The organism is Micromonospora sp. DT227 (assembly GCF_049841835.1).
Lineage (GTDB): Bacteria > Actinomycetota > Actinomycetes > Mycobacteriales > Micromonosporaceae > Micromonospora.
In genome coordinates, this window is the sequence record NZ_JBNCLA010000004.1 from 593,372 (window position 1) to 618,564 (window position 25,193).

28 protein-coding genes and 1 tRNA gene are annotated in these 25,193 nt (G+C 70.6%); 13 read left to right on the plus strand and 16 right to left on the minus strand.

What is annotated here, in order from left to right; all coding sequences use genetic code 11:
• Positions 1-399 precede the first annotated feature (399 nt).
• On the minus strand, positions 400-1,281 hold the full coding sequence (locus tag ACLQ2W_RS17685) for an META domain-containing protein (RefSeq protein WP_425787376.1): 882 nt from the start codon (positions 1,279-1,281) through the stop codon (positions 400-402).
• A 1,106-nt stretch (positions 1,282-2,387) separates the two neighbouring features.
• Here ACLQ2W_RS17685 and ACLQ2W_RS17690 point away from each other — a divergent pair.
• On the plus strand, positions 2,388-2,666 hold the full coding sequence (locus tag ACLQ2W_RS17690) for a YrhB domain-containing protein (protein ID WP_425787377.1): 279 nt from the start codon (positions 2,388-2,390) through the stop codon (positions 2,664-2,666).
• Between the two features lie 208 nt (positions 2,667-2,874).
• A complete protein-coding gene (locus tag ACLQ2W_RS17695) occupies positions 2,875-3,207 on the plus strand; it encodes a hypothetical protein (RefSeq protein ID WP_425787378.1) in 333 nt (110 codons plus the stop codon).
• A gap of 439 nt (positions 3,208-3,646) precedes the next feature.
• On the opposite strand, the gene ACLQ2W_RS17700 is transcribed toward ACLQ2W_RS17695, so the two are convergent.
• On the minus strand, positions 3,647-4,597 hold the full coding sequence (locus tag ACLQ2W_RS17700; protein ID WP_425787379.1) for a CU044_5270 family protein: 951 nt from the start codon (positions 4,595-4,597) through the stop codon (positions 3,647-3,649).
• On the minus strand, positions 4,594-5,199 hold the full coding sequence (locus ACLQ2W_RS17705; protein ID WP_425787380.1) for an RNA polymerase sigma factor: 606 nt from the start codon (positions 5,197-5,199) through the stop codon (positions 4,594-4,596). Before ACLQ2W_RS17705 ends, ACLQ2W_RS17700 begins: the two co-directional genes overlap by 4 nt.
• A gap of 373 nt (positions 5,200-5,572) precedes the next feature.
• Between ACLQ2W_RS17705 and ACLQ2W_RS17710 the strand changes: the two genes are divergently transcribed.
• Positions 5,573-6,259 carry a peptidase inhibitor family I36 protein gene (locus tag ACLQ2W_RS17710; protein ID WP_425787381.1) on the plus strand — a complete coding sequence of 229 codons (687 nt, stop codon included), beginning with the start codon at positions 5,573-5,575 and terminating at the stop codon, positions 6,257-6,259.
• A 440-nt stretch (positions 6,260-6,699) separates the two neighbouring features.
• Here the strand turns inward: ACLQ2W_RS17710 and ACLQ2W_RS17715 are convergent, their stop codons facing one another.
• Complete coding sequence (locus tag ACLQ2W_RS17715; RefSeq protein WP_425787382.1) at positions 6,700-6,825, minus strand: hypothetical protein; 126 nt, start codon at positions 6,823-6,825, stop codon at positions 6,700-6,702.
• A 1,429-nt stretch (positions 6,826-8,254) separates the two neighbouring features.
• Here ACLQ2W_RS17715 and ACLQ2W_RS17720 point away from each other — a divergent pair.
• The 3 genes from ACLQ2W_RS17720 to ACLQ2W_RS17730 are packed head-to-tail and all read left to right on the plus strand — an operon-like array spanning position 8,255 to position 11,228.
• Entirely contained in the window at positions 8,255-9,814 is a 1,560-nt protein-coding gene (locus ACLQ2W_RS17720) for a replication initiator (RefSeq protein ID WP_405094180.1), read from the plus strand.
• Positions 9,811-10,008, plus strand: a complete 198-nt coding sequence (locus ACLQ2W_RS17725; RefSeq protein WP_107075187.1) for an excisionase family DNA-binding protein — start codon at positions 9,811-9,813, stop codon at positions 10,006-10,008. Before ACLQ2W_RS17720 ends, ACLQ2W_RS17725 begins: the two co-directional genes overlap by 4 nt.
• Entirely contained in the window at positions 10,008-11,228 is a 1,221-nt protein-coding gene (locus tag ACLQ2W_RS17730) for a tyrosine-type recombinase/integrase (protein WP_425787383.1), read from the plus strand. Before ACLQ2W_RS17725 ends, ACLQ2W_RS17730 begins: the two co-directional genes overlap by 1 nt.
• 78 nt (positions 11,229-11,306) lie before the next feature.
• Here ACLQ2W_RS17730 and ACLQ2W_RS17735 read toward each other — a convergent pair.
• Together ACLQ2W_RS17735 and ACLQ2W_RS17740 are read right to left on the minus strand one after the other, a co-directional pair.
• Positions 11,307-11,378: transfer RNA gene (locus ACLQ2W_RS17735), tRNA-Val, on the minus strand.
• A 50-nt stretch (positions 11,379-11,428) separates the two neighbouring features.
• Complete coding sequence (locus ACLQ2W_RS17740; protein WP_425787384.1) at positions 11,429-11,962, minus strand: TIGR02611 family protein; 534 nt, start codon at positions 11,960-11,962, stop codon at positions 11,429-11,431.
• A 273-nt stretch (positions 11,963-12,235) separates the two neighbouring features.
• On the opposite strand from ACLQ2W_RS17740, the gene ACLQ2W_RS17745 reads away from it, so the two are divergent.
• Entirely contained in the window at positions 12,236-12,667 is a 432-nt protein-coding gene (locus tag ACLQ2W_RS17745; protein WP_007457244.1) for an SsgA family sporulation/cell division regulator, read from the plus strand.
• Between the two features lie 77 nt (positions 12,668-12,744).
• Here ACLQ2W_RS17745 and ACLQ2W_RS17750 read toward each other — a convergent pair whose 3' ends face one another.
• Complete coding sequence (locus ACLQ2W_RS17750) at positions 12,745-13,521, minus strand: glucose 1-dehydrogenase (RefSeq protein ID WP_425787385.1); 777 nt, start codon at positions 13,519-13,521, stop codon at positions 12,745-12,747.
• A 161-nt stretch (positions 13,522-13,682) separates the two neighbouring features.
• On the opposite strand from ACLQ2W_RS17750, the gene ACLQ2W_RS17755 reads away from it, so the two are divergent.
• Both ACLQ2W_RS17755 and ACLQ2W_RS17760 read left to right on the plus strand, forming a co-directional pair.
• Entirely contained in the window at positions 13,683-14,597 is a 915-nt protein-coding gene (locus ACLQ2W_RS17755; RefSeq protein ID WP_425787386.1) for a helix-turn-helix transcriptional regulator, read from the plus strand.
• Between the two features lie 7 nt (positions 14,598-14,604).
• Positions 14,605-15,060 carry an RrF2 family transcriptional regulator gene (locus ACLQ2W_RS17760; RefSeq protein ID WP_107159310.1) on the plus strand — a complete coding sequence of 152 codons (456 nt, stop codon included), beginning with the start codon at positions 14,605-14,607 and terminating at the stop codon, positions 15,058-15,060.
• Here ACLQ2W_RS17760 and ACLQ2W_RS17765 read toward each other — a convergent pair whose 3' ends face one another.
• The 7 genes from ACLQ2W_RS17765 to ACLQ2W_RS17795 form a co-directional block, all read right to left on the minus strand.
• On the minus strand, positions 15,061-15,672 hold the full coding sequence (locus ACLQ2W_RS17765; RefSeq protein ID WP_425787387.1) for a malonic semialdehyde reductase: 612 nt from the start codon (positions 15,670-15,672) through the stop codon (positions 15,061-15,063). It abuts the gene before it with no gap.
• On the minus strand, positions 15,669-16,232 hold the full coding sequence (locus tag ACLQ2W_RS17770; protein WP_425787388.1) for a flavin reductase family protein: 564 nt from the start codon (positions 16,230-16,232) through the stop codon (positions 15,669-15,671). Before ACLQ2W_RS17770 ends, ACLQ2W_RS17765 begins: the two co-directional genes overlap by 4 nt.
• Positions 16,229-17,563: an LLM class flavin-dependent oxidoreductase gene (locus ACLQ2W_RS17775; protein WP_425787389.1), complete on the minus strand. Its 1,335-nt coding sequence runs from the start codon at positions 17,561-17,563 to the stop codon at positions 16,229-16,231. The genes ACLQ2W_RS17770 and ACLQ2W_RS17775 overlap by 4 nt, the downstream gene beginning before the upstream one ends.
• An 11-nt stretch (positions 17,564-17,574) precedes the next feature.
• Entirely contained in the window at positions 17,575-18,432 is an 858-nt protein-coding gene (locus ACLQ2W_RS17780; RefSeq protein WP_425787390.1) for an ABC transporter permease, read from the minus strand.
• A complete protein-coding gene (locus ACLQ2W_RS17785; RefSeq protein WP_405093123.1) occupies positions 18,425-19,243 on the minus strand; it encodes an ABC transporter ATP-binding protein in 819 nt (272 codons plus the stop codon). The genes ACLQ2W_RS17780 and ACLQ2W_RS17785 overlap by 8 nt, the downstream gene beginning before the upstream one ends.
• The gene (locus ACLQ2W_RS17790) at positions 19,240-20,268 is read right to left on the minus strand and encodes an ABC transporter substrate-binding protein (RefSeq protein WP_425787391.1); all 1,029 of its coding nucleotides are present in this window, start codon (positions 20,266-20,268) and stop codon (positions 19,240-19,242) included. Before ACLQ2W_RS17790 ends, ACLQ2W_RS17785 begins: the two co-directional genes overlap by 4 nt.
• Positions 20,269-20,406: 138 nt before the next feature.
• Positions 20,407-20,547 (minus strand): putative leader peptide, encoded by a 141-nt coding sequence (locus ACLQ2W_RS17795; protein ID WP_281935085.1) that lies wholly within the window; start codon positions 20,545-20,547, stop codon positions 20,407-20,409.
• Positions 20,548-20,729: 182 nt separating this feature from the next.
• Between ACLQ2W_RS17795 and ACLQ2W_RS17800 the strand changes: the two genes are divergently transcribed.
• On the plus strand, positions 20,730-20,903 hold the full coding sequence (locus tag ACLQ2W_RS17800; RefSeq protein WP_064498970.1) for a DUF4236 domain-containing protein: 174 nt from the start codon (positions 20,730-20,732) through the stop codon (positions 20,901-20,903).
• Positions 20,904-21,017: 114 nt separating this feature from the next.
• The gene (locus tag ACLQ2W_RS17805; protein WP_425787392.1) at positions 21,018-21,536 is read left to right on the plus strand and encodes a potassium channel family protein; all 519 of its coding nucleotides are present in this window, start codon (positions 21,018-21,020) and stop codon (positions 21,534-21,536) included.
• Here the strand turns inward: ACLQ2W_RS17805 and ACLQ2W_RS17810 are convergent.
• Together ACLQ2W_RS17810 and ACLQ2W_RS17815 are read right to left on the minus strand one after the other, a co-directional pair.
• Positions 21,502-22,401 (minus strand): hypothetical protein, encoded by a 900-nt coding sequence (locus ACLQ2W_RS17810; RefSeq protein WP_425787393.1) that lies wholly within the window; start codon positions 22,399-22,401, stop codon positions 21,502-21,504. The two genes, ACLQ2W_RS17805 and ACLQ2W_RS17810, sit on opposite strands and share 35 nt — an antisense overlap.
• A gap of 48 nt (positions 22,402-22,449) precedes the next feature.
• On the minus strand, positions 22,450-22,971 hold the full coding sequence (locus tag ACLQ2W_RS17815; RefSeq protein ID WP_425787394.1) for a VOC family protein: 522 nt from the start codon (positions 22,969-22,971) through the stop codon (positions 22,450-22,452).
• Between the two features lie 50 nt (positions 22,972-23,021).
• Here ACLQ2W_RS17815 and ACLQ2W_RS17820 point away from each other — a divergent pair, with 50 nt between their 5' ends.
• Both ACLQ2W_RS17820 and ACLQ2W_RS17825 read left to right on the plus strand, forming a co-directional pair.
• Complete coding sequence (locus ACLQ2W_RS17820; RefSeq protein WP_425787442.1) at positions 23,022-23,492, plus strand: MarR family winged helix-turn-helix transcriptional regulator; 471 nt, start codon at positions 23,022-23,024, stop codon at positions 23,490-23,492.
• 48 nt (positions 23,493-23,540) lie between these two features.
• The gene (locus ACLQ2W_RS17825; protein ID WP_425787395.1) at positions 23,541-25,193 is read left to right on the plus strand and encodes a tetratricopeptide repeat protein; all 1,653 of its coding nucleotides are present in this window, start codon (positions 23,541-23,543) and stop codon (positions 25,191-25,193) included.

Genomic DNA, 25,193 nt, shown 5'->3' on the forward strand with positions numbered 1-25,193 from the left:
CAGGTCAAGCCCTTTCGCCCCGCCCAGGTTCGGTGAGCTCTTCGTGCGCGGTGACCTCTTCGCCGAGGTGCGCCCAATCTGCTCCCACCTGCAAGGCCAGACTATCCAGCAGCCCCTTACCGCTGTGACCTGCGCATACTTCCCAGCCAGAGAAGATAGGAAGCGGTCGACTTTGTCAACGCCGCCTCAAACGGGGCCCCTGGTCGGGGCGCACGGTTTGGCGAGCCGCCCCGGATCGTGAACAGACGACGACCGTGCCGACGAAGCGACCAGAGGCAGTTGGGCGGCGACTGTCCAGCGTGGGCCGGCGGCGATACCGCGGCCGGCCCCGCAGGGCGGGGCGCGCGCCGGTACAGATCGCCAACCGATGGTAGACAGCCGCGGTCAACGGGGCGGCGGTTAGTTCGCGGGAGACAACCGACCTGTCTCCGTTCCCTGGGCGTCGAGGAGCACTAGGGTCTGACCGTCGAAACCTGCTCGTCTGGTCGTCTCGAGCCATCCTCCGATCGACACACTGTCGGCGCAAAACACCAGGGTGGTTCCTCTTGTGGTCGTGAGTAGTGTGCCGCTGGCAGCGGTGATCCACCGACCGCTCTCGTCGTTGCAGCCGTCGGATCCGCGCCATTCACCGTCGGCCGTGAACGTCACGTATGCGGCCTTGTGTCCCGTCAGGGGTACCCAGCGACCCGCCAGCCGGTGTCGGTCCACCGGAACCAGCTTCGCCGGTAGGGCGACCGCGGGTGTCAGGGCCCGGCGGGCCTCGTCGGTGATCACCGGCGGTTCCAGTAGGTCGTCGGCCTTGTCGGGCTCGGGGGTCGGTGTCGCCCCGGGGATCAGCCGGGCGACCGGTTGCGCTCGTGCGTCCAGGAGCACGGGTAGTCCTGCGCGGTCGAATTGGTAGGCGGTGACGCGGCGCAGCCATTCGGGGGTTTCTTGACTGGCCTTCGCGCAGCCGGGGATGCCTTCGACCGCGGTGGTGGTAGCGGTGTAGATGTCCGCGAGGAAGGTGCCGTCGTTGCTGGCCCGCCAGGATCCGCCCAGAGTGCCGCAGCGGCTGCCGATCAGGTCCAGATCGGGGTCCGCGAGGCGCAGGATCGTGCCCGCGCCGGGGTCGGCGACGTCGACGATCGTCCAAGAACCGATCAGTGACGCCGGCGCCAACGGCGCCACAGGCCCGCTGGTTCCCGAGATCGGCTGCGGATTCGCGCGCTCCGGGTGACTGCATCCGGCGAGCAGCGCACCCATCACGGCCAGCGTCGCGAGGTAACCCTGCCGTACCACCTCGGCTCCTCCGGTCGGGCTCTGGCCAGGCTCTGGGTCTCGTGTAGCGAGTTACCAGACCGCCTGCTCCTGTTTAACGGCCGGGAGGGACGTCGGGTGCGCCCGGAGTTCGCAAAGCTGAATGTGATGCGAAGGCGGCTGCCGGTCGGTGTGGCACGGCTCGGGGTTTGACCGATAGTGACGTTGAGCTGCGTCGTCGGGGACCCGACTCTGTCGACTTGCTGGGACGTCGACGGTGGTCAACAGCGACTACCGTCGCGGCCATGGGAGCAATCAAGCCTTGGCACCTGGCCATTCTCACCCTTTGCTGCCTCCTGCCGACGGCAGCGGCCATCGTTGGGGGAGTCTGGGCGGTTCGGCGAAGCCGCACCCGTCGTTGAGTCTGGGTCTATTCGACCTCGAAGCTGGCAGGGCACGCGAAACTCCGACGCTACGGCCCTATTGCTGTCAACAGCAACGGTGACAGCAGCCGGGATGGACGGGGGCGAACCGATATCAACCGACGACGGGCGGCCCGCTGGTCAAAGCGTATCGAGTCACCGCCGCCCTCCTGGTCAAGCTCGGTGACGTTGAGCTGGCGTGGCTGGCCGTGGATCAGGCGATGCCCGCCGCCAACGGCGTCCGGGAGCTGGTGGCCATCGCAGCCATCCAGCTCGGCCCCAGGTGTTGAGAGCTCACCGAGCCTGAGCGGGGTGGAAAGGCTTTGGCCTGCGAAGATGTGGGAGAGAGGCCTGGTTTGACCTCCCAGAAGGCCGAAGTGGTCAGGGTTGCTGCTCCCCGCCTGGCTGGTGCCGGTTGTCGGCTTGAGCTTGTCGACGCCGACAACGAGGCATGCCGCATCGATGTACGGCTTTGGGTGCCGTCGTGATGGCGTCCGTATGGATCCCGCGAGTCGAGGGCCGAATCCCATCGCCAAGCCTCTGAGTGGGCTTTCTGAGCGGTGACCAATTCGGCGTTCCCGAAGGAGTCGGCCGCGCTGTGCTGCCGCTTGTCGGGAGGGCGAACTCCGCCCAGGTTGATGACAAGACATCGTTGGATCGTCGAAAGTCGATGAGATACAAGCAGGAGGCCGAATGGGGTTGGTGTGTGGGTCGTCGTGATGGATGATGCCGGATGTGATCACCAGGGAGCGCGCTGTGGCGCTCGTCGAGGCCTTGTTGATCAGGCAGCGACGCGAGGGGCGGCTGGCCGATGTGCCCGAGGTTGCGGTCTGCGGTGTGGAGGAGCACGCACTCGGGTGGTTGGTCGCCTGGCAGTCTGTTGAGTACCTGCGCTCCGGTGACTTCGGAAGGATGCTGGTAGGGCAAGGCCCTGCGGCATGTCCGCCGGCAGGCGCCGCGGATGGGCCTGAGGGATGCCAAGGCGTACGTCGACGCGCTATGTGAGGGAGATGAACCCTCGGACTGCTTGGTGAGCCTCACGCGGGAGGAGCAAGGGCCGCTGCCGTTAGCGATCGAGACGCTTGCGGGCCCGTGTGACGAGGCTGGGGCATGGGCCAACAACTGCGGGTTGGGGATGCCGCCAGCTCAAGCAGGAGGGACAGCTGTCGAGGGTAACCTGGAGTCAAGCCGAGTTCCAAAGAGGATCGCCGGCATGGACCGCTTCGAGGGCCGCTGCTGGCTGGACTGGTGGGCCAACGCCTCAACCCTGCTCGGCAGTGTCGAGGTGGCCGTCGTGATCACCGTCAGCGACGCCGAATGGGTCGCCCATGGCCACCTCGTCAGCGACACCGACGAGGATCGCGACGGCTTCGCGTTCCTCTGCGACCAAGATCCCGTCTTCACGCTCCGCTTCGATGACCAAAGCATCATCGCCGTCACTGCCCACCCCACTGACGACCAGCGCCGGTTCACCCTCACCGAATACGCTGGGCCCGGACGTCGCTCAGTCGAGCACCACAGCGATCTGATCCACCAAGCCGTCTAGGATGAGCCCTCCGACTCTTTCCTAGGCAACTCCGTCAACCATCAGCTGGGACGGAAATATCAAGCGTCAGTCGGGACTCAGAGCGGTGTTGCTCAGATCCACGACCGGCGGGGCGTCCCACCACGTCAGCGACGAGACAATAGGGCGGTCTGTCAACGCGCGGCGAGGCCACGATCCGGACCGGCTCACGCCAATTCCGTGTAGCGGGGCAGCTGATCGAGGGCGGACCATCGCCGTTCAAAACACCCGAGCCATCCGAGGCTAACCCGGAAGCTGCAGGCCTACCTGCGCTGGCTCAACGCCAGCGCCCGCCACCCCGAGGACCTGGCCGCTAGTTGCAGAGGACGCGCCTCATCCGCAGCAAACACCAACGACGTTGGGGCCAGCCTGCCGCCCGCGCAGCCTGGCCCCAACACCGCGATTCTTCGCGGTCAAGGCACTAGGGGGTCTTGCCGGGTTCTGTGGATGGGCTCTGTCGTATCACCGCCGAGCTGGTAGTGCCAAGGAACGCGAACGAGATGGAGTCGAAAACCAGTGCTTCACTACCTCCAGCTGAGACGCCGATGCCCTGCCGCCCTGCGCCGTCTTGAACGTCGCGCGCCGCCTCAACACCTTCGAGCTGTGCCAGAGCCTTGAAGATCGCGCTTCGCTGGCCAGGAAGTAAGTATGTTCCTTGCATAAGGAGGCTGCTCGCCCGTTCAAAGGCCAGAGCTTCCAGACCTTCGATCGGACTACCAATGGACGGGCGTGGGCTAGGCGCGCCAGTCGGAACGTTTCCCCTGAGCCAGACCAACACAGCGGAGGGGTCGGTGGGAAAGTCCGCCGGTAGAACACCCCGCGTGCACTCCGAGAAGCTGCTGCCATTCTTGCCCGAAGACTTGCCCTGCTTCTGCTGGCATGCAGGCAGCGGTATCCAAGGTCCCCACTCGGCGTTACCGTCCTTGGGCCGTTGCCGCTGTTGGCCGGCCTTCGCAGGGTCCACGGGAAGCCAGACCTGTGTCAGAGTCGGTGCATCACGGATGACCTCGAAGGAGCCGTCAGACTGTTGGACCTGCGCCGGGTAACTGCTGACCGTCTCGGTGAAGACGTAGGCGTTTTGTTGAGGTCGCAAGATGGGGGTTTCTTGGCTGACGGCGGCGGCGTTGTCGAGGACAGTCGCGGCCCGCGGAGTAGCTCTTGATTCACTTGGATCATGAAGATTAAGCCAACTACCCGCCGCCACCGCAGTGACGCCCAGCGCGGCAATCGCCGCCACCCCGGCTTGCCAGGGCCGAACTGGTCGCCTGCGCGGTAGGTCGCGGAAAGCATTAGCGGGTAAATCGGCAAGCGACTCACCCTCATTGGGGTCAAGGCCCTCCCCGAGTCGCTTGATTAACTCCAAGTCCTTCACTTCTTCTCCAAGGCGATGTCGTCGGGTAGATATTTACGGATCTTCTGACGGGCCCGGTTTAGCCGCGATCGGACCGTGCCAAGGGGTATCTCAAGCGCTCGCGCGATCTCTTCGTAGGTCAGGTCAGCCCATGCGACCATGAGCAGCACATCCCGCTCCCGGCGGGTGAGCCGCATCAGCGCTTCGATCAGCGGCCTACGCCAGATCTGAGCTGAGGCGGCATCAGCTACTCGATCGGCATGACACTCTTCACGCTGGTCGTCAGCAGACCGCAGGAGAACGCGATACCTGGCCTGCTCAATGCGGTGATGACGGGCGATCTCCCTGATCGCGATGGCGAAGAACCAAGGCCGAGCATCCTGGCGGCTGAGGTCATACGTCCGTCTGGCACGAAATGCCTTCATGAACGTCTCAGCCACGACGTCCTCGGCAGCTTCCCGTCCCAGCCGCCGGTACGCGTAGGTGTGCAGCACCTTGGCATGCCGCTCGTACAGCAGGCCGAACCGCGCAGGTTCCGTCAGTGAGCCCCTGACGACCTCAGCGTCAGTGCTTTCCTCTACCCCAGACAGGGGACGCTGGACGCAGCCATCCGTGTCAATCACCCTCAGCCGCCTCCTAGAAAATTTTGCTTGACGTTCGTTCTATGCGCCCGCCAGCTGGTGAGTTCGCCCGTTCGATGCTCGCGACGATAGCGTTATGGATTTGTTATGATCACCGTAAGCAACCTTGATCAGCATGAGCAGGGCTGTGGCCTGCTCAACGGCGAGATCTCCCATACTCTCCGCATCGCTGGAGACGCGAGGGCGCGGATGCCGATTTGCCAACAGTTTTCGGGGCTGCGCTAGCGGTCCGGCCGCTGCTAGCTTGAACCAACATTCGGGGCGGAAAAGCGGAAGCCGTCCCGGTAATGCCTGCTATCCGCAACGTTGTGTTGCAATATAAAACAGCGGGCGGAAACTCACGGGGAAGGATCGCATGTTAATCTCCAGAAAACTGGCCAGCTTCTTGATGGCCACCTCGATCGCAGCGACCACTGTTGCCATGGCCGGCGCGCCCGCCCATGCCAACCCCTCAGCGGCGCCTGCGGCTTCGAACGTGTCAGTAGCTATGCAATCGATGATGGAGCTCTACCCGGGTTCGCAGGTGGTCAGCGAAGACACGCTGCGGATCGCGCCCGGAATCGAGATCAGCATGCCGGCCGATCAGCCCCGGGATCAGCGTGTCCTGTCGAAGCAGGAAGTCGCGGCAGAACTTGCGGCCCCCCGGCCTGTACGGCCTGCCCCCGCCGCTCCGCCTCAGGGATCGACCAAGATGCTGGGCGAGCGCGCGAGCGTCGCGGCTGGAAGTACTCTGTGGGACTGCGCGTACCAGTATCTGTGCCTTTACCAGAATGCCAGCTTCGGCGGTTACAAAATCAGATTTCTCCAGTGTGGCTTCATGGATTTGGGGACGATCAGCTTCCCCACCGGCGGCAAATGGAATGACAAGGTTACGAGCTACATCAACAATCAAACGACTAACACCACCAGTATTTTCTACAACTGGAACGGCGTTGAGCGCTCATGGGATTATCTCTTCAGCAGCAGTGCAACAAACTACGACTACAACATTGGCACGTCGCGCGGCTACAACGACATCATTGACGGCGTTCACGTCTGCTAGCCACCAATGTAAGGGATGAGGCCCGGGAGCTTCTATTTCCGCCCTCTTGATCGACGGTGCGGGTCGACTGCGGTCGGCTCGCACCGTCTATTCGACACCGGGAACTCGCGTCGCCCGACCCATTGAAACGATCGGGAGTGGACGGGAACACGTCGGCGACCTGGAGATCAGTAATCATTGATCATCTTGCTAGTCAGGATGGGTGCGGCAGGCCCGGTCATCGATGGGCGCGAGGCTCAGGGTAGGACAGGACCCGCCCCTGCGACCTCAGTCCGAGTGCCCTCGGCCCGGCGGATTACCGCCTGGATCATGCGACCCCTGTGACAAACTCACCGCCGACGACTGCTGCGCCAACCTGCTGCCCGGTCGACCGCCCAACGCCACCGCTACGGCCTCCAAGTCACCATCTGCCACGACGGTGTGACGAGCATGCCGACGAGTCAGGCGCAGACCTGCTCGACGAAGGTCCGCCGCCCGCATTCGCCGTTCACGCAGGTGAATCGGCGGACCGTCAACGCGACCAGCACCTCGTGACCGCCCAACCTGACATCGGCCAGCCGCCGCACATAGCGACCATGCCTTGTGGTCGACCAGGTGCTGCAGGTGCCACACCGAGCTGAAGGAGCGCGTCGGGCGCATGCTGCACTCCTTCCTGCGCTGGAAGCAGCGGCAGGGCCACGGCGACGGCCCCGCGAGCTGTAAGGCCAGCCGCCGCTGCTGGACGCTGAGCTACCCCGACGACGGCTTCCACCTCGACGTGCTGCCCACCATCCCCGACCCGGCGGTCCCGCCGACCGGCATCCTGCTCACCGACAAGCAGCTGCGCGCGTGGCAGCACAGCAACCCCATTGGCTACGCCACCTGGTTCCAGCTGCGCTCGCAGCTGGACCGCCACCTGGTCGAGGCGAAGCGGCACGCGAACGTCGCCGACGTGCCGGACTGGGCCATCGGCCCGCCCTCCTGGGGAGCGGGCCGCCGCCCGGCCCGCCATGTCAGGCGGACCTTGACGCTCGTACGGACGCTGGCGGGTCGGGCGGTGGTCTGCTCGGCTTGCCCGGGTCGGTGGCAGGCGGGATGGCCTACCGCAACCACCCACGAACCGCGACCCGCCGACGATCTTCGGCCATCCTGGAGCCGGAGCGCCCCCGCCGGAGGCGCCCTAACCGCAACCCCGCGACCGCCTGCAGCTCGCCGACGCGGCCGGCGTGCGCTCCCCTACGCCGCGCGGGCTCGTGGCCGCGTGGCCCGGCCGGCTGCTGGCCCATCACGTCACCCCGTCGGCCGGCTGTCGTTCTGTGGCGGCCCTCCGGGCTTCCCGCTCTCCGCGCCAGCCGCCAGGCATCAGGCGGGACGGCCGCAGAGCGACAGCGGCAGCGGCCGGCGCGCGCCCAGGCGGCGGCGCGTGCGGCCCGTCAAGGGCCGCCTTGATAGACGTACAGAAAGTCCTCCCACACCGGCCGGCAGCCGGCCGTCCCGCCCCCGCGCGAGGGGTCACGGCGGGTTGACGTGTCGGTACCCGATGCTACTCTGGCGCTCGTCGACCACGCCAGCGCGGCCTTCCTGCCGGATCGCTGGACTCGACGTCGGAGATGCTGAGCGGCCTTCTGCCGCTGATGCGGGCCACGTCCCGTCGGCTCTCGATCGCACCGGCCGCTATGCCGGTCTCCCGAATCCGCTGAGCGGCCCAGCACGGTCTTCCCTGCCGTCCACGATGGCCTCGGATTCACACATCTCCACGGGTGGGGGCAGCCTGCGGCAACCCGCCGGATGCCGAGATCCCAGGCTCCCCACTCGTGCTGGCCCACTCATCAGGTCCACGAGCGTGAAAGGACATGACCCATCGGCGGGAAGTGGCGCGACCACGACTCCGCCCTCCGGCGTCAGCCGCCCTCTCGGCGGTGCCAGGAGACACGACGAACACCACCAGCGGACCCAAGTCCACGGCTGGTGGTGCTTCGTCTCCCCTCCCTGCCACCACCTGAAGAGGAGACAGCCATCTTCACCACCTACCGCCCCGGCCTCACCGCCGGTCGTGACGCCCAGGTTTTGCACCGCGCCGCCTCTCCGGAGTTCTCCGGCTGGCTGGAGCACACCCGCCCCGCCAGTGGCTGCGCCCGCCCGATCCGCCTCACCGGCACCATCGCCGCCGTGGACCGAGACACCGGCCGCATCACCGGCCAGATGCACACCGACGAGCTGCCCGACCGGACGCTCTACAAGGCGTGCGGCAACCGCCGCGAATCGCAGTGCCCGGACTGCGCCTGGGTCTACCAGGGCGACGCCTACCAGGTCGTCTGTCGTGGCCTGACCGGCGGTAAGGGCGTCCCCACCTCGGTCGGCCGGCACCCGGTCGTCTTCGCCACCTTCACCGCCCCGTCCTTCGGTCCGGTCCACCACCGGCACGTCCCCCGCCACACCTGCCGCCACCGGCAGCGCTGCGACTGCCGCCCATCCCCGTGCCGTGCCCGCAGCAACGCAGGCACCTGCCGGCACGGGCAGCCGGCGGCGTGCTTCGCCCGCCACGACGCCGACGATCCGCGGCTCGGACAGCCGTTGTGCCTCGACTGCTACGACCACGCCCACCAGGTCGTCTGGAACTACTTCGCCGGAGAGCTGTGGCGGCGCACCAAGCAGGCCATCGAACGTCACCTCGCCGCCCTGTGCCGCCGACGCGGGATCCCCTTCGTCCAGGTGATCACCGACTCCGGCAAGGCGCGCCGGCTGCCGCCGGTCCGGGTGTCACACGGCAAGGTCGCCGAGATGCAACGCCGCGCCGCCGTGCACTTCCACGTCCTGCTGCGCCTCGACGGCGTCGACCCCAACGACCCGGACACCCTCGTGCCGCCGCCAGCCGGCATCACCGTCGACGACCTAGAGGAAGCGGTCGAGGTCGCCACTCGGCAGATCACCGTCACCACACCCGCGCACCCCGACCAGCCGCAGGGTTGGCTGGTCGCCTGGGGCGAGCAGGTCGACGTCCGACGCATCAACACCGCCGACGGCGAGCTGACGGACGGCAAGGTGGCCGCTTACCTGGCCAAGTACGCCACCAAGGCCACAGAAGCCACGGGCCACTCGTCCGCCCGGCTCACCCCGGCCACCATCGACGGCTACGCCGACCCCCAAGGCGTCCACACCGCCCGCCTCGTCGACGCCTGCTGGCACCTAGGCCGCCCCACCCACAGCGACACCGCCAGCGGCGCCGCAACCGCCGACGATTGTCAAGACAGCCTTGACGCCAAACCGCGCCCCTACTCCGGGCTGCGCCGATGGGCTCACATGCTCGGCTTCGGCGGCCACTTCCTCACCAAAGCCCGCCGCTACTCCGTCACCTTCGGCCTGCTCCGAGATACCCGCACCACCTACCGGCGCGAAGAGGACGACGAGCCAGCCGACACGATCACCGTCGGCACCCTCACCTACATCGGGTCCGGCTGGCTCAGCGAAGGTGATGCCCTGCTCGCCAACACCGCCGCGCGACAGCGGCGCGAGAGCAGACGCATCGGCCGAGAAGAACTCACCCACGAAGCCTGGCTCACCGGAGCCGCCGCATGACCCACGACCTCCGCCCCCGCTGGTACTCGCCCGCCGAGGTCGCCGTCCTGCTCGGCTTCGGCATCTCCAAGGTCAAGATGAAGATCGCCACCGGCGAACTGCGCTCCATCAAGGACGGCAAGTACCGCCGCATCCTCCCTGAATGGGTCGACGACTACATCCGCGAACAGGTCGAACGCCAGGAGGCTGCCTGATGCCCGGACGCGCACGAGCCAACGGCGAAGGCTCCATCTTCCCGTACCGGAACGGCTTCGCCGCCTACGTCTGGGTCACCAAGCCCGACGGCAGGCGCACCCGCAAGTACGTCTACGGCAAGACCCGCGAAGCCGTCCACGACAAGTGGATCAAGCTGCACCAGCAGGCGAAGCAGGGGCCGGTGGCGACGAGCGTTCCCACGGTCGGCAGCTTCCTAACGTACTGGCTGGCCGAGATCATCCAGCCGAACCGGGCACCGTTGACCTACGCCACCTACGAGACGTTCGTCCGCCGCTACATCGCGCCGGGCCTCGGGTCCAAGCGGCTCGACCGGCTCCAATCCCGCGACGTGCAGACATGGATCAACCGGGTGGCCCGGACCTGCCAGTGCTGCGCCCAGGGCAAGGACGTCGCCCGCCCGAAGCACAAGCGACGCTGCTGCGCGGTCGGCCGCTGCTGCCACGCGGTCCCGTCGACGCGCACTGTCAGCGACATCCGGGCCGCGCTGCGGGCCGCCCTGACCCACGCCCAAGCCGAAGACCTCATCACCAAGAACCCGGCCGTCGCGGTCACCCTGGCCACCGTCCGCCGACGGCGGGGCAAGTCCTGGTCGAGCGACGAGGCCCGCAAGTTCCTGGAGTCCGCCCGCGCCGACGAGGACCCGCTCTACGCCGCCTACGCCCTGGTCCTCGTCACCGGTCTGCGCAAGGGCGAGGCTCTGGGACTGACATGGGAGGACGTCGACTTCGACGCCGGAGAGCTGACCATCGGCCGCCAACTCCAACGCGTCCGCAGGCAGCTCCTGCACCGCGATACCAAGACCCAGGCGTCCGACGCCACGCTCCCCCTGCCCGACATCTGCCTGACCGCCCTCAAGCTCAGACAGCAGCAACGCGACGAGGCCGAAGCAGCCGCCGGCAAGGCATGGCACGAAACCGGACTCGTCTTCACCACCCGCTTCGGCACACCCATCGAGCCGCGCAACTTCCAGCGCTCCTGGCAGACGAGGTGCGAGAAAGCCGGCGTCACGCCGATCACGGTCCACGACGCCAGGCGAACCTGCGCCACCCTCCTGGCCGACCTCGACGTCCACCCCAGAGTCGCCATGCAGGTGCTGAGACACGCCCGCTTTGCCGTAACGATGGAGATCTACACGCAGGTCACATCGACAAAGACCAGAGAAGCACTCAAGCGCCTCGGCGACTCCCTGAAACACTGACGAGAACTGCTGTACAAAGCTGCTGTACGCAAGCAGAAAGGCCACCTCCCGCACCCGGGAAGTGGCCTTTGACCTGCGTGGGCGATACTGGGATCGAACCAGTGACCTCTTCGGTGTGAACGAAGCGCTCTCCCGCTGAGCTAATCGCCCTCAGCGCGCATGACTCTACCTGATCGACGGCCCGGACCAAAAACCGGGCCTCAGTGCGTCGCGAGGTAGTGCAGCGCCCGCGCGACCACGTCGATGCCGAGGCTGTACTTCAGCGACAGCCACACCACCACCGACACGAAGACCAGCCCGACCAGGCCGAGCACGAAGCGCACCGGCAGCGATCGGCTGGTCACCCAACGGGTCCAGGCGTTGACGTGCCGGCGGGTGAACGCGAGCAGCCGGCGGGCCCAGTGGAACTCGACCGCCCAGACGCCGAGGCCGGCGATGACCAGCAGCCAGCCGGGGCCGGGCAGCGGGATGAGCGCGATGCCGACGGTGACCACGACGGCGCCGAGGATGCCGATGAAGATCTTCAGCGCGACGCGGCCGGTGGGGTTGGCGCGGATGAGGTCGAGCGTGGTGTGCAGGCGACCTCGCCAGCCCCGCCGACGCGGCGCGGTGGGCGCGGCTGGGGAACGCCCGTCGACCGGCACTTCGTACCCCCGATTTCTGGCCGTTCGGGCCGCATCCTCCGGCGGATCGCCCGGGGCCCGCGATGCCACCGGGGTTTCCCTCGTGACCATTTCCACCCCCAGTGTCGCGCGGGACCGTCACCCCTGCTGAGGACTGGACGTTACCGGAGTAAGTCGACGACTGAACCACCCGTTGCCGGGCGGGACGACGGAGTGGGCGGAACCGGAAATCCTACTCGGGGTCTCCCGGCCCCGAAGGCTTTCCGATCCCCTTCCCACCACTGGGTGAAGTCAGCGTATGGCGGAGCGTAGCCAGGAGCAGCACCTGAGTATGGGAAAAGCGGGACACGCGCGTTCCGCAGCGGTGCCGGGGGGAGAACGTCCATGAGTGTCATCCGACCGACGACCGTAGAGGTCGAGACGTCGCTAAGGCTCGTCGCGCCTGACGCCACCGCCTTGCCGGTGCGTGCCAGTCTGCGTTACGACCCTGCTGACCCGTATGCGGTCCATGTCCTGTTCCATGCCGAGTCCGCCGGCGGCGAGGCGGTGAGCTGGTCGTTCGCGCGCGAACTGCTGGTCACCGGGCTCGACGAGCCGGCCGGCATCGGTGATGTGCGGGTCTGGCCGTGGGCCACCCCGCGCGGCGACTTCGTCGCGCTGGCGCTGTCGTCCCCGGACGGCAACGCCCTGTTCGAGGTTCCGCGCAGCGTGTTGGTGCGTTTCCTGCGCCGGACCTACGTCGTCGTTCCGCGCGGCCGGGAGGCCGAGCACCTGGACGTCGACACCGCGGTGAACCGGCTGCTCGCCGGTCGCTGAGCACGACCACACCCGGGGCCGCGCGGATCTGCCGAGTCCGCGCGGCCCCGGGCCGTCTCACCACCGGGGGTACGCGGTCAGCCGCGTGTGGTGATCCCGCCGTCGACCGGGATGACCGCCCCGGTCAGGTACGCGCCGGCGCGGGACGCGAGGTAGATCGCGGTGCCGGCCATGTCGTCGGGGTGGCCGATGCGGCCGAGCGGCACCTGCTGTTCGATGGCGGCGCGCGACTCGGGGTCGTCGAGCGCGAACGCCATCATCTTGCTCTCGAACGGCCCGGGCGCGATCGCGTTGACCGTGATCGCCTCGCCGGCGAGCTGGTGGGCGAGGCCGCGGGTGAGCATGTGCACGGCGGCCTTGGTGGCGGAGTAGGCGTACACCTCCATCCACGGCACCCGGAGCCCGTCGATCGAGCCGATGTTGATCACGCGGGCCGGGTCGTCGGCATCGGCGGCGGCGCGCAGCGCCGGCAGCAGCGCGGTGGTGAGCCGGAACACGGCCTTGACGTTGACGGCCCAGAGCTTGTCGAACGCGCTCTCCGGGTACTCCTCCAGCGGCGCACCCCAGGTGGCGCCCGCGTTGTTGACCAGCACGTGCAGCCGGTCGTGGCGTTGCCGGACGGCTTCGGCCAGCGCCAGCGCGCCGGCGTCGCTGCCGAGGTCCGCCGGGATCGCCTCGCAGTGTCCCTCGGCGGAGAGTTCCTCGGCCACCGCCTCGCACACGTCGGCCTTGCGCGAGGAGATGATCACCTGGGCGCCGGCCCGCACGAAGCCGCGCGCGATCATCAGCCCGATCCCCCGCGAGCCGCCGGTGACCAGGACCGTCTTGCCGTCGACCGAGAACAGATCCGTCATGCCCATCCCATCGCCGTCGCCGCCGGGCCGTGGGCCGGTCACCCGGCCCGAGCCTTACCGATCGGTAACCTAACCGTCCGTGGTGTGCCCCGACAAGGCGTCGGAGCGGGGTGAAACCGTCGAGATGCAACGTGCGTCCGGGCCGGTTACCGTCAAGGATGATGGTCACTACCGGTCAGCCCTCCCCGGCCACCCGCACCGGCCTCTCGGACACCCGCCTCGACCCCGACGAGATCGTCACCGGCGCGCTCGACGACCTCACCGCCGCACCCGGCTGGCCCCGGCCGATCCTGCTCGACCGTGACCTGCTGGTCCTGGTCACTCACGGCCACGGCACCGCCGAGCTGGACTTCCGGGCCGTGCCGTGCCGGCCCGGCACGCTGCTGCGCGCCCGCCCCGGCCAGGCGCTGCGCTGCCTCGGTCAGCAGCTCGACGCCACGGTGGTGAGCTGGGGGCCGGACGCGCTGCGCGGCCTCGACGTCGACCCGGACGCGGTGCCCGCCCACCGCCAGCTCACCGGCGAGGACGCCGACGCGGTGATCAGCGAGGTGAGTCAGCTCGCCGTGGACGCCGACCGGCACGCGCTGGTGCCCGCCGCCGCGGCGTTGCTGCGTCACCAGCTCGCCGTGCTGCTGCTGCGGCTGAGCCTGCTGCCGCGGGGCGAGGAGGGGCCACCGCCGGGCGCCGAGGCGGTGACGTTCCGGCGGCTGTGCCGCGAGGTGGAACGCGGCTACCGGCACACCCGCCGGGTGGAGGACTACGCCGCCCAGCTCGGCTGCTCCGTGCGTACCCTGACCCGGGCCTGCCTGGCGGTGACCGGTCGCAGCGCCAAGCAGGTCATCGACGAGCGGGTGGCGTTGCAGGCCTGCCGGCTGCTGGCCGCCACCGACGACCCGATCGCCCGGATCGGCCGGCTGCTCGGTTTTCCCGAGCCGACCAACTTCGGCCGCTTCTTCACCCGGGAGGTCGGGGTGAGCCCGGGGGCGTTCCGGGCCGCCCGGGAGCAGCCGCTGCCCGTCCGTCTGGTGCGTCCGCGCCCGCCCGCCGACTCCCCCGCGCCGGCCGGCCGGGCATGATGGCAGTGTGCAGATCTCCGCGCGCGGCGACTACGCGGTCCGGGCAGCCCTGAGCCTGGCCACCGCGTACCCCACCCTGCTGTCCACCCAGGCCATCGCGGCGGAGCAGGACATGCCCCGCAAGTTCCTCGAGGCGGTCCTGGCCGACCTGCGCCGGTCCGGGATCGTCCGGGCCCAGCGCGGCGCCGAGGGCGGTTACACGCTGTCCCGACCGCCGCGCGACGTCACCATCGGGCAGGTGTTGCGCGCCGTCGACGGTCCGCTCGCCGGGGTACGCGGGCTGCGTCCCGAGGAGACCCGCTACGAGGGCGCGGCGGAGAACCTGCCCCGGCTCTGGGTCGCGGTGCGCGCCTCGGTGCGGCGGGTGGTCGACGAGGTGAGCCTGGACGAGCTGGTCAGCGGCCGGCTGCCGGCGCACGTGCGCAAGCTCACCACCCAGCCGGACGCGTGGGAGCCCCGCTGATCACAGCGTGGTGACGACCTCCTCGTACGGCAGCCGGGGCAGCCGTTCCCGCCAGGCGTCCGGGGCCGGGCGGCCGATGTTCATCAGCAGCAGCACCCGGTGCCGCCCGTCGGGGAAGAACTCGCGTTCCACGCCGGTCGCGTCGAACCCGGCCATCGGGCCGGCGGCCAGCCCGGCGGCGCGTACCCCGACCACCAGGTAGCCGATCTGGAGCGCGGCGTTGAAGCGGGCCTGCGCCTCCCGGCCGGCCGGGTCGCCGGTGAACCAGTCCCGCGCGCCGGGGCGGTGCGGGAACAGTTCGGGCAGCCGGTCGTGCCAGTCGACGTCGGCGGCGAGCACCGCGGTCAGCGGCGCGCCGGCCGTCTTGTCCCGGTTGCCGGCGCTGACGTACGGCAGCAGCCGCGCCCGGGCCGCCGGCGAGCGCAGCAGCAGCACCCGCAGCGGCTGCGCGTTCAGCGCGGTCGGTCCGTTGCGGACCAGGTCGTGCACGGCCCGGACCTGCGCGTCGTCGACCGGCTCGTCGGTGAACGCGTTGGCCGTGCGGGCCGCCCGGAACAGCAGGTCCTGGGCGGCCCGGTCGAGCGCGAGCAGTTCGTCGGCGGGCGCGGTCACCACGACTCGGACCAGTCTTCGAGGGTGGTGGTGTAGCGGCCCCGGTGGTGCAGCAGCGGGTCGCCGTCCTCGCCGGCGCCGAGCGCGAGCGGCTCACCGAGCACGATGGTGTGGTCGCCGGCCTCGATCCGCCGGACCACCCGGCACAGCAGCACCGCCAGCGCGTCGCCGATCAGCGGCACCCCGAACGGGCCGGTGGTCCAACCGGGGTGGGCGGTGAACCTGTCGATGCCGCTGGTGGCGAAGATCTGCGCGATCTCCTGCTGGCCGGAGGCGAGCAGGTGCACCGCCACGTGCTCGGCGTGCGCGACGGTCGGCCAGCTCGACGACGCGCGGCCGAGGCAGACCGAGACCAGCGGTGGGTCCAGTGACACCGAGGTGAACGAGGTGGCGGTGAAGCCGGCCGGCGGCAGCGTCGGCAGGAGCCGGTCGCCGCGCAGGCCGGGCGTGGTGACCACGGTGACCGTGGACGCCTGCCGGCGCAGCAGGCCGCGGAACGAGTCGACGTCGACCGGGCGCAGCTCGACGGTGCCGGTGCCGGGCCGGTCCACGGTGGTCACGACGCCACCAGCTCTCGGGCGGCGTGGACGCTGGCCGGCCGGGGCAGGCCGTAGTGTTCGCGCAGGGTGCGCCCGGTGTACTCGGACCGGAACAGCCCGCGTCGGCGCAGCAGGGGTACGACGTGGTCCACGAAGGCCTCCAGTCCGTGGGGTAGCAGTGGTGGCATGATGTTGAAGCCGTCGGCGGCGCCCCGGGTGAACCAGAGTTCGATCTGGTCGGCGATCTGCTCCGGGGTGCCGACCACGACGCGGTGCCCGCGCCCGCCGCCGAGCCGGCCGATGAGCTGCCGGAGGGTGAGCCGTTCCCGCCGGGCCAGGTCGACGACGAGCTGGTAGCGGCTCTGGTGGGACTGGACGGTGGTGGCGTCGGGCAGGTCCGGCAGCGGCCCGTCGAGCGGTCGACCGGTGAGGTCCAGCCCGGTCATGCCGGAGAGCTGGGCGAGCGCGTGCTCGGGCACGATCAGCGCCTCCAGTTCGTCGGCGAGGGCACGGGCCTCCCTCTCGGTACCCCCGATGACAGGTGCGATACCGGGCAGCACCTTGATCAGTTCCGGGTCGCGGCCGGCGTCGGCGGTGGCCCGTTTGAGCGCGGCGTAGAACGCCTGGCCGTCGGCGAGTGTCTGCTGGGCGGTGAAGACGGCCTCGGCGTAGCGGGCGGCGAACGCGATGCCGTCGGCGGACGAGCCGGCCTGCACCAGCAGCGGGCGGCCCTGCGGCGGGCGGGGCGTGTTGAGCGGCCCGGCCACCCGGAACCGTTCGCCGGTGTGCGCGATCTCGTGCACCCGGTCGGTGTCGGCGAAGACGCCGCCGGCGGTGTCGAGCACCAGCGCGTCGTCCTCCCAGCTGTCCCAGAGCTTGATCGCCACGTCGACGTGTTCGGCGGCGCGGCGGTACCGGTCGGCGTGCGCGGGGTGGTCGTCGAGGTTGAAGTTGCGGGCCTCGCGGGCCTGGGCGGAGGTGACGATGTTCCAGCCGGCCCGGCCGCCGCTGAGGTGGTCGAGCGAGGCGAACGCGCGGGCCAGGTTGAACGGTTCGGTGTAGGTGGTCGAGGCGGTGGCGATCAGGCCGATGCGCTCGGTGACGGTGGCCAGTGCGGCGAGCAGCGTGAGCGGCTCGAAGACGGCCTGGATGTTGTGCCGGACGGCCGGGCCGACGGCCAGCCCGTCGGCGAGGAAGACCGAGTCGAGGGTGCCCCGCTCGGCGATGCGGGCCAGCTCCTGGAAGTGGCGTACGTCGGCGAGACGGCCGGGGTCGGTGCGTGGGTGCCGCCAGGCGGCCTCGTGGTGGCCGACGCCCATCAGGAAGGCGTTCAGGTGCAGGGTGCGGGTCATGGCGGTTCCTCTCAGGCGGTGGTGACGTCGACGCGCCAGGTGGAGAAGCGACGTTCCCCGGCGACGAGGAGCTGGTTGACCACCAGCCCGATGGCGGAGATGGTGATGATCCCGGCGTACATGTCGGGGATCGCGAAGTTGTACTGCGCGTAGTTGACGAGGTAGCCGAGGCCGGCCTTGGCGCCGACCATCTCGGCGGCGACCAGCACCAGGATCGAGTACGCCCCGGCCAGCCGGACGCCGGTGAAGATGGTCGGCACGGACGCCGGCAGGATCACCTTCTGGAACAGCCGCAGGTGGTCCAGGCCCATCGAGCGGGCCGAGCGCACCAGCAGCGGGTCGACGCCCTTCACGCCGGCGATGGTGTTCAGCAGGATCGGCCAGGAGCAGGCGTAGACCACCAGGGCGATCTTGGAGGTCTCACCGAGGCCGAGGATGAGCACGAAGACCGGCAGCAGCGCCAGCGCGGCGGTGTTGCGGAACACCTCCAGCAGCGGGCTGAGCAGGTCGGCGAGGGGGCGGTACCAGCCGATCAGCAGGCCGAGCGGGATGGCGGTGGCCACCGCGAGGGCCAGGCCGGTGAGCGAGCGGGTGAGGCTGGCGCCGACGTGGTCGGCGAGCTGCCCGCTGCGCAGCAGCTCCCACCAGGCGAGGAGCACCTCGGAGAGCGGGGGCAGGAAGACCCGGTCGACCAGGCCGGTGCGGGGCACCACCTCCCAGATCGCGGCCAGCGCCAGCAGCGCGACGCTGCGGTGCAGGGCCCGGCCGCCGAGCGCGAGCAGCCGGCCGGTCCGGGCGGGGGCGACGGCCGCCGGGGGCACGGTGGGCCGGGCCGCCGCGGCGGCGGGTCGTTCGGCGATGTCAACCAACGCGGGCCTCCTCGCGGACGGCGGACTGCGCGGCGCGTACCTCGTCGCGCAGCAGCGTCCAGATCTGGTGCCGGTGGTGCCGGAACGCGTCGGTGGAGCGGACGTCCTCGGCCGCCTCCCGATCTCCCAGTTCGATGTCGATGACCTGCTTGATCCGGCCGGGGCGCGACGTCATCACGGCGACCCGCTGGCCCAGGTGCACGGCCTCGTCGATGCCGTGCGTGATGAACACGATGGTCTTGCCGGTGGCCTGCCAGATCCGGACCAGCTCGTCCTGGAGCAGGTCGCGGGTCTGGGCGTCGAGCGCGGCGAACGGCTCGTCCATGAGCAGCACGTCCGGGTCGTACGCGAGGCTGCGGGCGATGGCGACGCGTTGCTTCATGCCGCCGGACAGTTCGTGCGGGTAGCGGTCGGCGAAGCCGGTGAGGCCGACCAGGTCGAGGTGGTGGGCGACCAGCTCGGCGCGCTCGGCGCGGGGCAGGCCCTTGGCCTCCAGTCCGAACGCGACGTTGCCGGCGGCGGTGCGCCAGGGCAGCAGCGCGTACTGCTGGAAGACGATGCCCCGGTCCAGGCCGGGCCCGGTGACCGGGCGGCCGTCGACGAGCACCTGCCCGGAGGTGGGGGTGGCCAGCCCGCCGAGCAGGTCGAGCAGGGTGGACTTGCCGCAGCCGCTGGGGCCGACGACGACCAGGAACTCGCCGGGGCGTACGCCGAGGGTGAGGTCGTCGAGCGCGGTGACCGCGCCGCCGTGACCACGCCGGCCCGGGAAGACCTTGCGCACCCGGTCGAAGCGGATCTTGTCGGTGCTCATGCGCCACCGCCGGGGTTGGCGAACGCGTTGAACCGGTTGGTGTAGAGGTCGGCGGGCTTGGGACGCGGGCCCTTCAGCTCACCGGCGTCGGCCAGCCAGTCGATCCAGGTGGCGAACTCCCGGTCGGTGATGACGCCGCCGGTCTCGGCGACGCCGCTGGACTTCCAGTAGTCGACAAGGGTGGCGTCCTCGTTGCGGCCCCGCTTGCCGATGATCTCCCGAAGTCGGGCCACCACGGTCTCCCTGGGCTGGGTGCGCGCCCACTCGATGGCCTTGCCCACACCGGTGACGAACGCGCGGACGGTGTCCGGGTTGCGGGCGATGAAGTCGTCGCGGAAGACGTAGCTGCCGGCGCTGAACGCCCCGAGCAGTTCGTAGTCGGTGAACACGGTGCGGATGCCGCCGGCCGCGACCGCCTTGTCGCGGATCACGCCGCCGAGCACCGCCACGTCGATCTGCTTGGCGCGCAGCGACTGTTCGGTGTTGACCGGGGGCAGCGCGACCAGTTCGACGCGGCCGATCTCGTCGGCGGTCAGGCCGCCCCGGGCCAGCCAGGTGCGCAGCACGGCCTCGGCGTGCGCGCCGAGCGTGTTCATGCCGACCCGCTTGCCGATCAGGTCGCGCGGGCCGCGGATCGGGCTGTCGTCGCGCACGTAGTAGCCCTGGAAGGTCTGCGCGTCGGAGCCGTAGTAGCTGACCACGGCCGTGATCGGCGCGTTGGCGGTCTGGAGTTTGACGATCGCGCCGTTGAACGCGCCGCCGAAGTCGCTCTGGCCGGTGGCGGTGGCCTGGATGTCGGCCGGGCCGCCGGTGACGTTGCCGATCCAGTTGAGTTTCACGTCGCCGAGGTAGCCGAGGTCGGCGGCGAGTTCGGGGAGCGTCACCTGACCGACCGAGCCCTGGTAGCGCAGTTCGGTGGTCTGGTCGCCGGCGGCGGCGTCGGTGCCGCAGCCGGTGGCGGCGGTGAGGGTGAGCAGGGCGACGGCGGCGGCGAGGGCACGCCGGGGTGATCGGGTCGAGGGCATGGTGGTGTCTCCTGATCTGTCCACGATGCGGTGGAGGGGGCCCACGTGGGGGCGGAGCGCACGCCGTGCCGCGCCGGGCCACGATGCGCCGGCGACGGGAACGGACGGGCGGAGGAGGGGGAACGACGAGCGTTCGGCTCAACAGAGCGCGCTCGCGTGCCGGACCAGGTCGACGTGCACGCGAGCGGTGAGGAGAAGCTCGTCCCGCTGCGACATGCCCTCATGCTGCCGACCGTTGTCCCCGCCGGTCAACGCCCTTCCAGTCAGTGAGACTTTCATCGCTGGCTTTGTTACGACCCGTCTCCACCAGCATTTACCACCCCTTAACACCTACCCATTGGATAGAGATTGTGCCGGGCGCGACGCCCACCGTCCAGACCGGACCGCACCAGGTTTCGCGTTTCGTCGATCCGGGCATGTTCCTCCTCGCAGAGGCAGGGAGATCGAAGGAGGCACCCCCGATGGGCGTTCAGTTCCGCAAGCGCAAGAAGTACGGGCCGCTGATCCTCCACTTCACCCAGAACGGGTTCTCGTCGTGGAGCATCAAGATCGGCCGCTGGTCCTGGAACTCGAACACCCGCGCCCACCGCGTGGACCTTCCGGGGCCGCTCTCCTGGAAGCAGGACAAGGCCTGACCCCGGGCGAGGAACTCCGGGGAAATCCGGTGCCGACGAACCGTCGGCACCGGATTTCGTCGTCCGGTCCGGTGTTCCGCCGCCGCGCCCCGGTCCGAGGCGGACAATCGCGACATGGTGCACCTGACCCTGCGGCGGATGCGGCGGCGGGCCGTGGCGGCCTGCGCGCTGATGCTGGTCGGCTACTTCCTGGTGCCGGTCGAGGCGGACCCGAACGGGTGGCGACTGGCCCTGCGCTCGGTCGCCACGGTGCTGCTGGTGGCGGCGGTCGCGTTCCTGGTGACCGGCCAGGTCCGCCGCCAGCTCACCCGCGACCAGCCGACCGGCGACGCGGAGGACCGCGCGCTCACCCGGCTCGCGATCGCGTTGATCGCCGGCCTGCTGGTCTTCGCGCTCGCCGACTACGTGGTGGCGGACACCCGCCCCGGTGAGTTCGTCGGGTTGCGCACCCGGATCGACGCGCTCTACTTCGCGTTGGCCACGCTGACCACGATCGGCTACGGCGACGTGCACGCGCAGGGCCAGATCGCCCGGGTGGCGGTCTGCGCCCAGATGGTGTTCAGCATCGGCGTGGTGGCCACCGGCGCGTCGGTGGTGGTCAGGCAGATGACCCAGCGGTCGTCCCGGCGCTGATCACCACGTCGCCACCGAGCCGGCCGGGCTCCGGGTCACGGGTCACCGCGCCGGCGGTGAGCAGCGAGGTGAGCGCGCGGTTGGCGTCGGCGGCCCGGTAGACCGTGGCGGTGGCCGCGAACCGGCGCAGCTCGGTCACCGTACGCGGGCCGGACCGGGCCAGCTCGGCCAGCAGCTCGCGGCGCAGCGGGCCGGGCTCCGGGTCGAGCGTGATCTCCAGCAGCCGCCCCGCCGGATCGGCCGGGTCGCGGTAGCGCACGCCCGCGTACTCGTCGACGGCCCAGAGTGCGTCCTTCATCGTCTCCAGGCCGCGGTCGGAGCCGGTGGCGTAGCCGAGCCGTCGGGCCGGCCCGTCCTCGGGCACCAGCTCGACCTCGGTGACCAGCGGGAAACCGGCAGCGGTGAGCGCCGGCCGCAGCGACCGGCCGGGCGCGGTGACCAGCAGCAGCTCGGCCGGGCGGCCGGACGCCACGGCGGTCAGCAGGGCCGGGTCGGGCGCGCCGCCGTCGACCACGGCGAGCAGCGGCGCGCCGGCCGCGCCGGCCGCCTTGAGCGCCACCGGCAGCCGGTCCGGTCGGCCGGGCACCAGGTGCACGGCGACGTCGGCCGGCAGGGTGGCCTCGACCGCGCCGAGCCGCGCCGGCAGCTCCGCGTCGCCGTCGGCGAGCACCAGCACGGTCAGCCGCCGCCCGCGCAGCCGGTCGGCGAACTCGGCCACCACACGCAGCGCCGCCTCCGCGCCACCGGCCTCTCCCCCGGCGTACGCCAGGGCGAGCGTGGCCCGCCGCGCCCGGTGCAGCGCGGCGGGGAGCCAGTGGTCGAGCTGGCGGACGAGCAGCTCGCGCAGGACGGCGTCGGTCGACATGGTGCCGTTTCTACCGCACCCGACCACGCGCCCGGCCGGGAACCCCGGTCAGGCCGGGACGGAGATTCCCACGCCGCCCCGGGTCTGGCCGCCGTAGCGCTGCCGCTCGCGGTCGAGGTCGAGCCGGCCGATCCGCTTGCGGGCGGCGAGCGCGTCGTCGTCCAGCAGGTTCGCCGGGACGATCCAGACGATCTCGAACTCCAGCCCGTCCGGGTCGCGGCCGTAGAGGCTCTTGGTGGTGCCGTGGTCGGACGCGCCGCCCAGCGCGCCGGCGGCGGCCAGCCGCTCGGCGGTGGCGGCCAGCTCGTCGAGCGTGTCCAGCTCCCAGGCGAGGTGGTAGAGGCCGACGGTGCCCCGGCCGGCCGGGGACGGCCCGGCCGCCGCGCCGACCTCGAACAGCCCGAGGTCGTGGTCGTTGGTGGAGTCGGGCGCCTGGAGGAAGGCGGCGCCGCGGAAGCCGTCCGGCGTCATCGGGACCCGGCGGAAGCCCAGCACGTCGCGGTAGAAGGCGACGCTGCGCTCCAGGTCACTGACGTAGAGGACGGCGTGGTTGAGCCGGTGGATTCCCATGCCCTCGACGGTACCCCGCTTTAATTGAGCGTTCAACCATTGGCGCTATGATGGGCGTCATGACCCGGTGGCTGGACCCCGACGAGCAGCGGACCTGGCGGGCCTTCCTCGCCGCCTCCCGCGCGCTGATGGACACGCTCGACCGCGACCTGCAACGCGACGCCGGCATGCCGCACGCGTACTACGAGATCCTGGTCCGACTCTCCGAGGCCCCCGGCCGGCGGCTGCGGATGAGCGAGCTGGCCGACGCCACCGGCTCCTCGCGCAGCCGGCTCTCGCACGCCGCCGCCCGGCTGGAGGCCGCCGGCTGGATCCGCCGGGAGGACTGCCCCACCGACCGGCGCGGCCAGCTCGCCGTGCTCACCGACGACGGCTTCGCCACGCTGACCGCCGCCGCGCCCGGCCACGTCGAAGGGGTACGCCGGCATCTGTTCGACGCGCTCAGCCCGGCCCAGGTCGACCAGCTCCGCCGGATCAGCGAGACACTCGCCGAGCACTTGACCCAATCGGCACCAAACTGATCCACTCCAGGGGTTGTACTTACCGTCGCCGGATGAGCACGATGGGGCGTGTCCTCCGGCTTCGCTGACCTGACCGTCCAGGCGCACCATCTGGTGTCCGAAGGCGACCTCGACGGCGCGCAACGGCTGCTCGCCGACGCGCTCAGCGACGCCGACCCGCGTCCCGGCAACGCCTCCCCCGAGCTGGCCGAGGCCGCCGGCCTCCAGGCGCGGCTGCTCGTCGCGCTCGGCGAACCGCACTCCGCGCGCGGCTGGGCCGCGTTCGCGTACGCGGCGACCACCCGCCTGTTCGGCCGCTCCGACGAGCGCACCGTCACCGCCGCCGCGACGCTGGCCGCGGTGCTGCACCGGGTCGGCAGCGACGCCCGCGCCGCGCGGCTCTACTCCGACGTCATCATCGAGCTGACCGCCCGCGACGGGCCCGAGTCGCAGCGGGTGCTGGCCGCGCACGCCGACCTGGCCACCGTGGAGTACGCCCGCGGCCAGTGCGAGGTGGCCCGCGACCGCCTCGCCGACGCCTGGGAGCTGCACCGCGAGGTCTACGGCGACGACCACCCCAGCGGCATCAAGATGCTGGCCAAGCTCGGCGCGATGGAACGCGACTGCGGCCGGTACGCCGAGGCGCACGAGCACCTGGCGCTCGCCGAGGACCTGTGCCGCCAGCACCTCGCCGTGGACGACCCGCTCGCCGTCCAGGTGGCCGGCCTGGCCCGGGCCGCCGCCGACCCGGACCATGTCTGCGCCGCGCCCGAACCACAGGCGCCCACGACGCCGGTGGTGCCCGCCGCCCGGGTCGCCCCGCCCGTCGAGGGTCCACCCGACCTGCCGCCCTACACCCCGCCCGCGCTCGACGAGCCGGTGCGCACACCGCTCTACCACCCGCCGGGCCGGGCCACCGACGCCGGGCACGTGCCCACGCCCCGCACCGCGCCCGAGGCCGACGCCGAGCCGTTCGACGACTACCCGTGGCCGCCGGAGCACGAGCAGCCCTGGCGACCGGACGAGCCGGCCGACCAGCCCTGGCAGGTCGGCGAGCCCGCGGAACAGCCCTGGCGGGTCGGCGAGCCGGCCGAGCAGCCCTGGCCGCCGGCCGAGGACGCGGTGCCGCCGACCGTGGTCGGGCTCACCGCCGACGCGCCGCCCGGCGTACGCCGGGTGCCGCCGGCCCCCGAGCCGTCGTCGCGCTACCTGCCGGTGCACGTGCCCCGGCCACCCGCCACGCCCCGGCGCGAACGGCCCTGGCTGCCGCTGGCGGTGCTCGGCGTGGTGGTGGCGCTGCTGCTGGGCACCATCGCGGTGATCGCCGGCGTGTCCCGGGTGGACGGTGACCGCGACACCCCGGCCGCCCCGTCGGGCGGGCCACCGTCGAGCGGGCCGCCGCCGGCCTCCGCACGGCCCACTGCCAGCGCCCGGCCGGCCGCCTCCCCGGGCACCCCACCGGGCCGGTTCGCGCTCACCGACCGACGTGACAGCATCGTGCTGAGCTGGACGTACCCGGCCGGCGCGGAAGGGCCGGTGGTGGTCGCCGGGGGCCGCGCCGGCCAGCCGCAGCACACCTTCGCGACGCTGCCCGCCGGCTCCGGCGACTACATCGCCTACGGGCTCGACCGCACCACCGACTACTGCTTCACCGTGGCGCTGGTCTGGTCCACCGACACGGTGGCCCGCGCCGCCCCGGTCTGCACCAAGCGACGCCGCTGA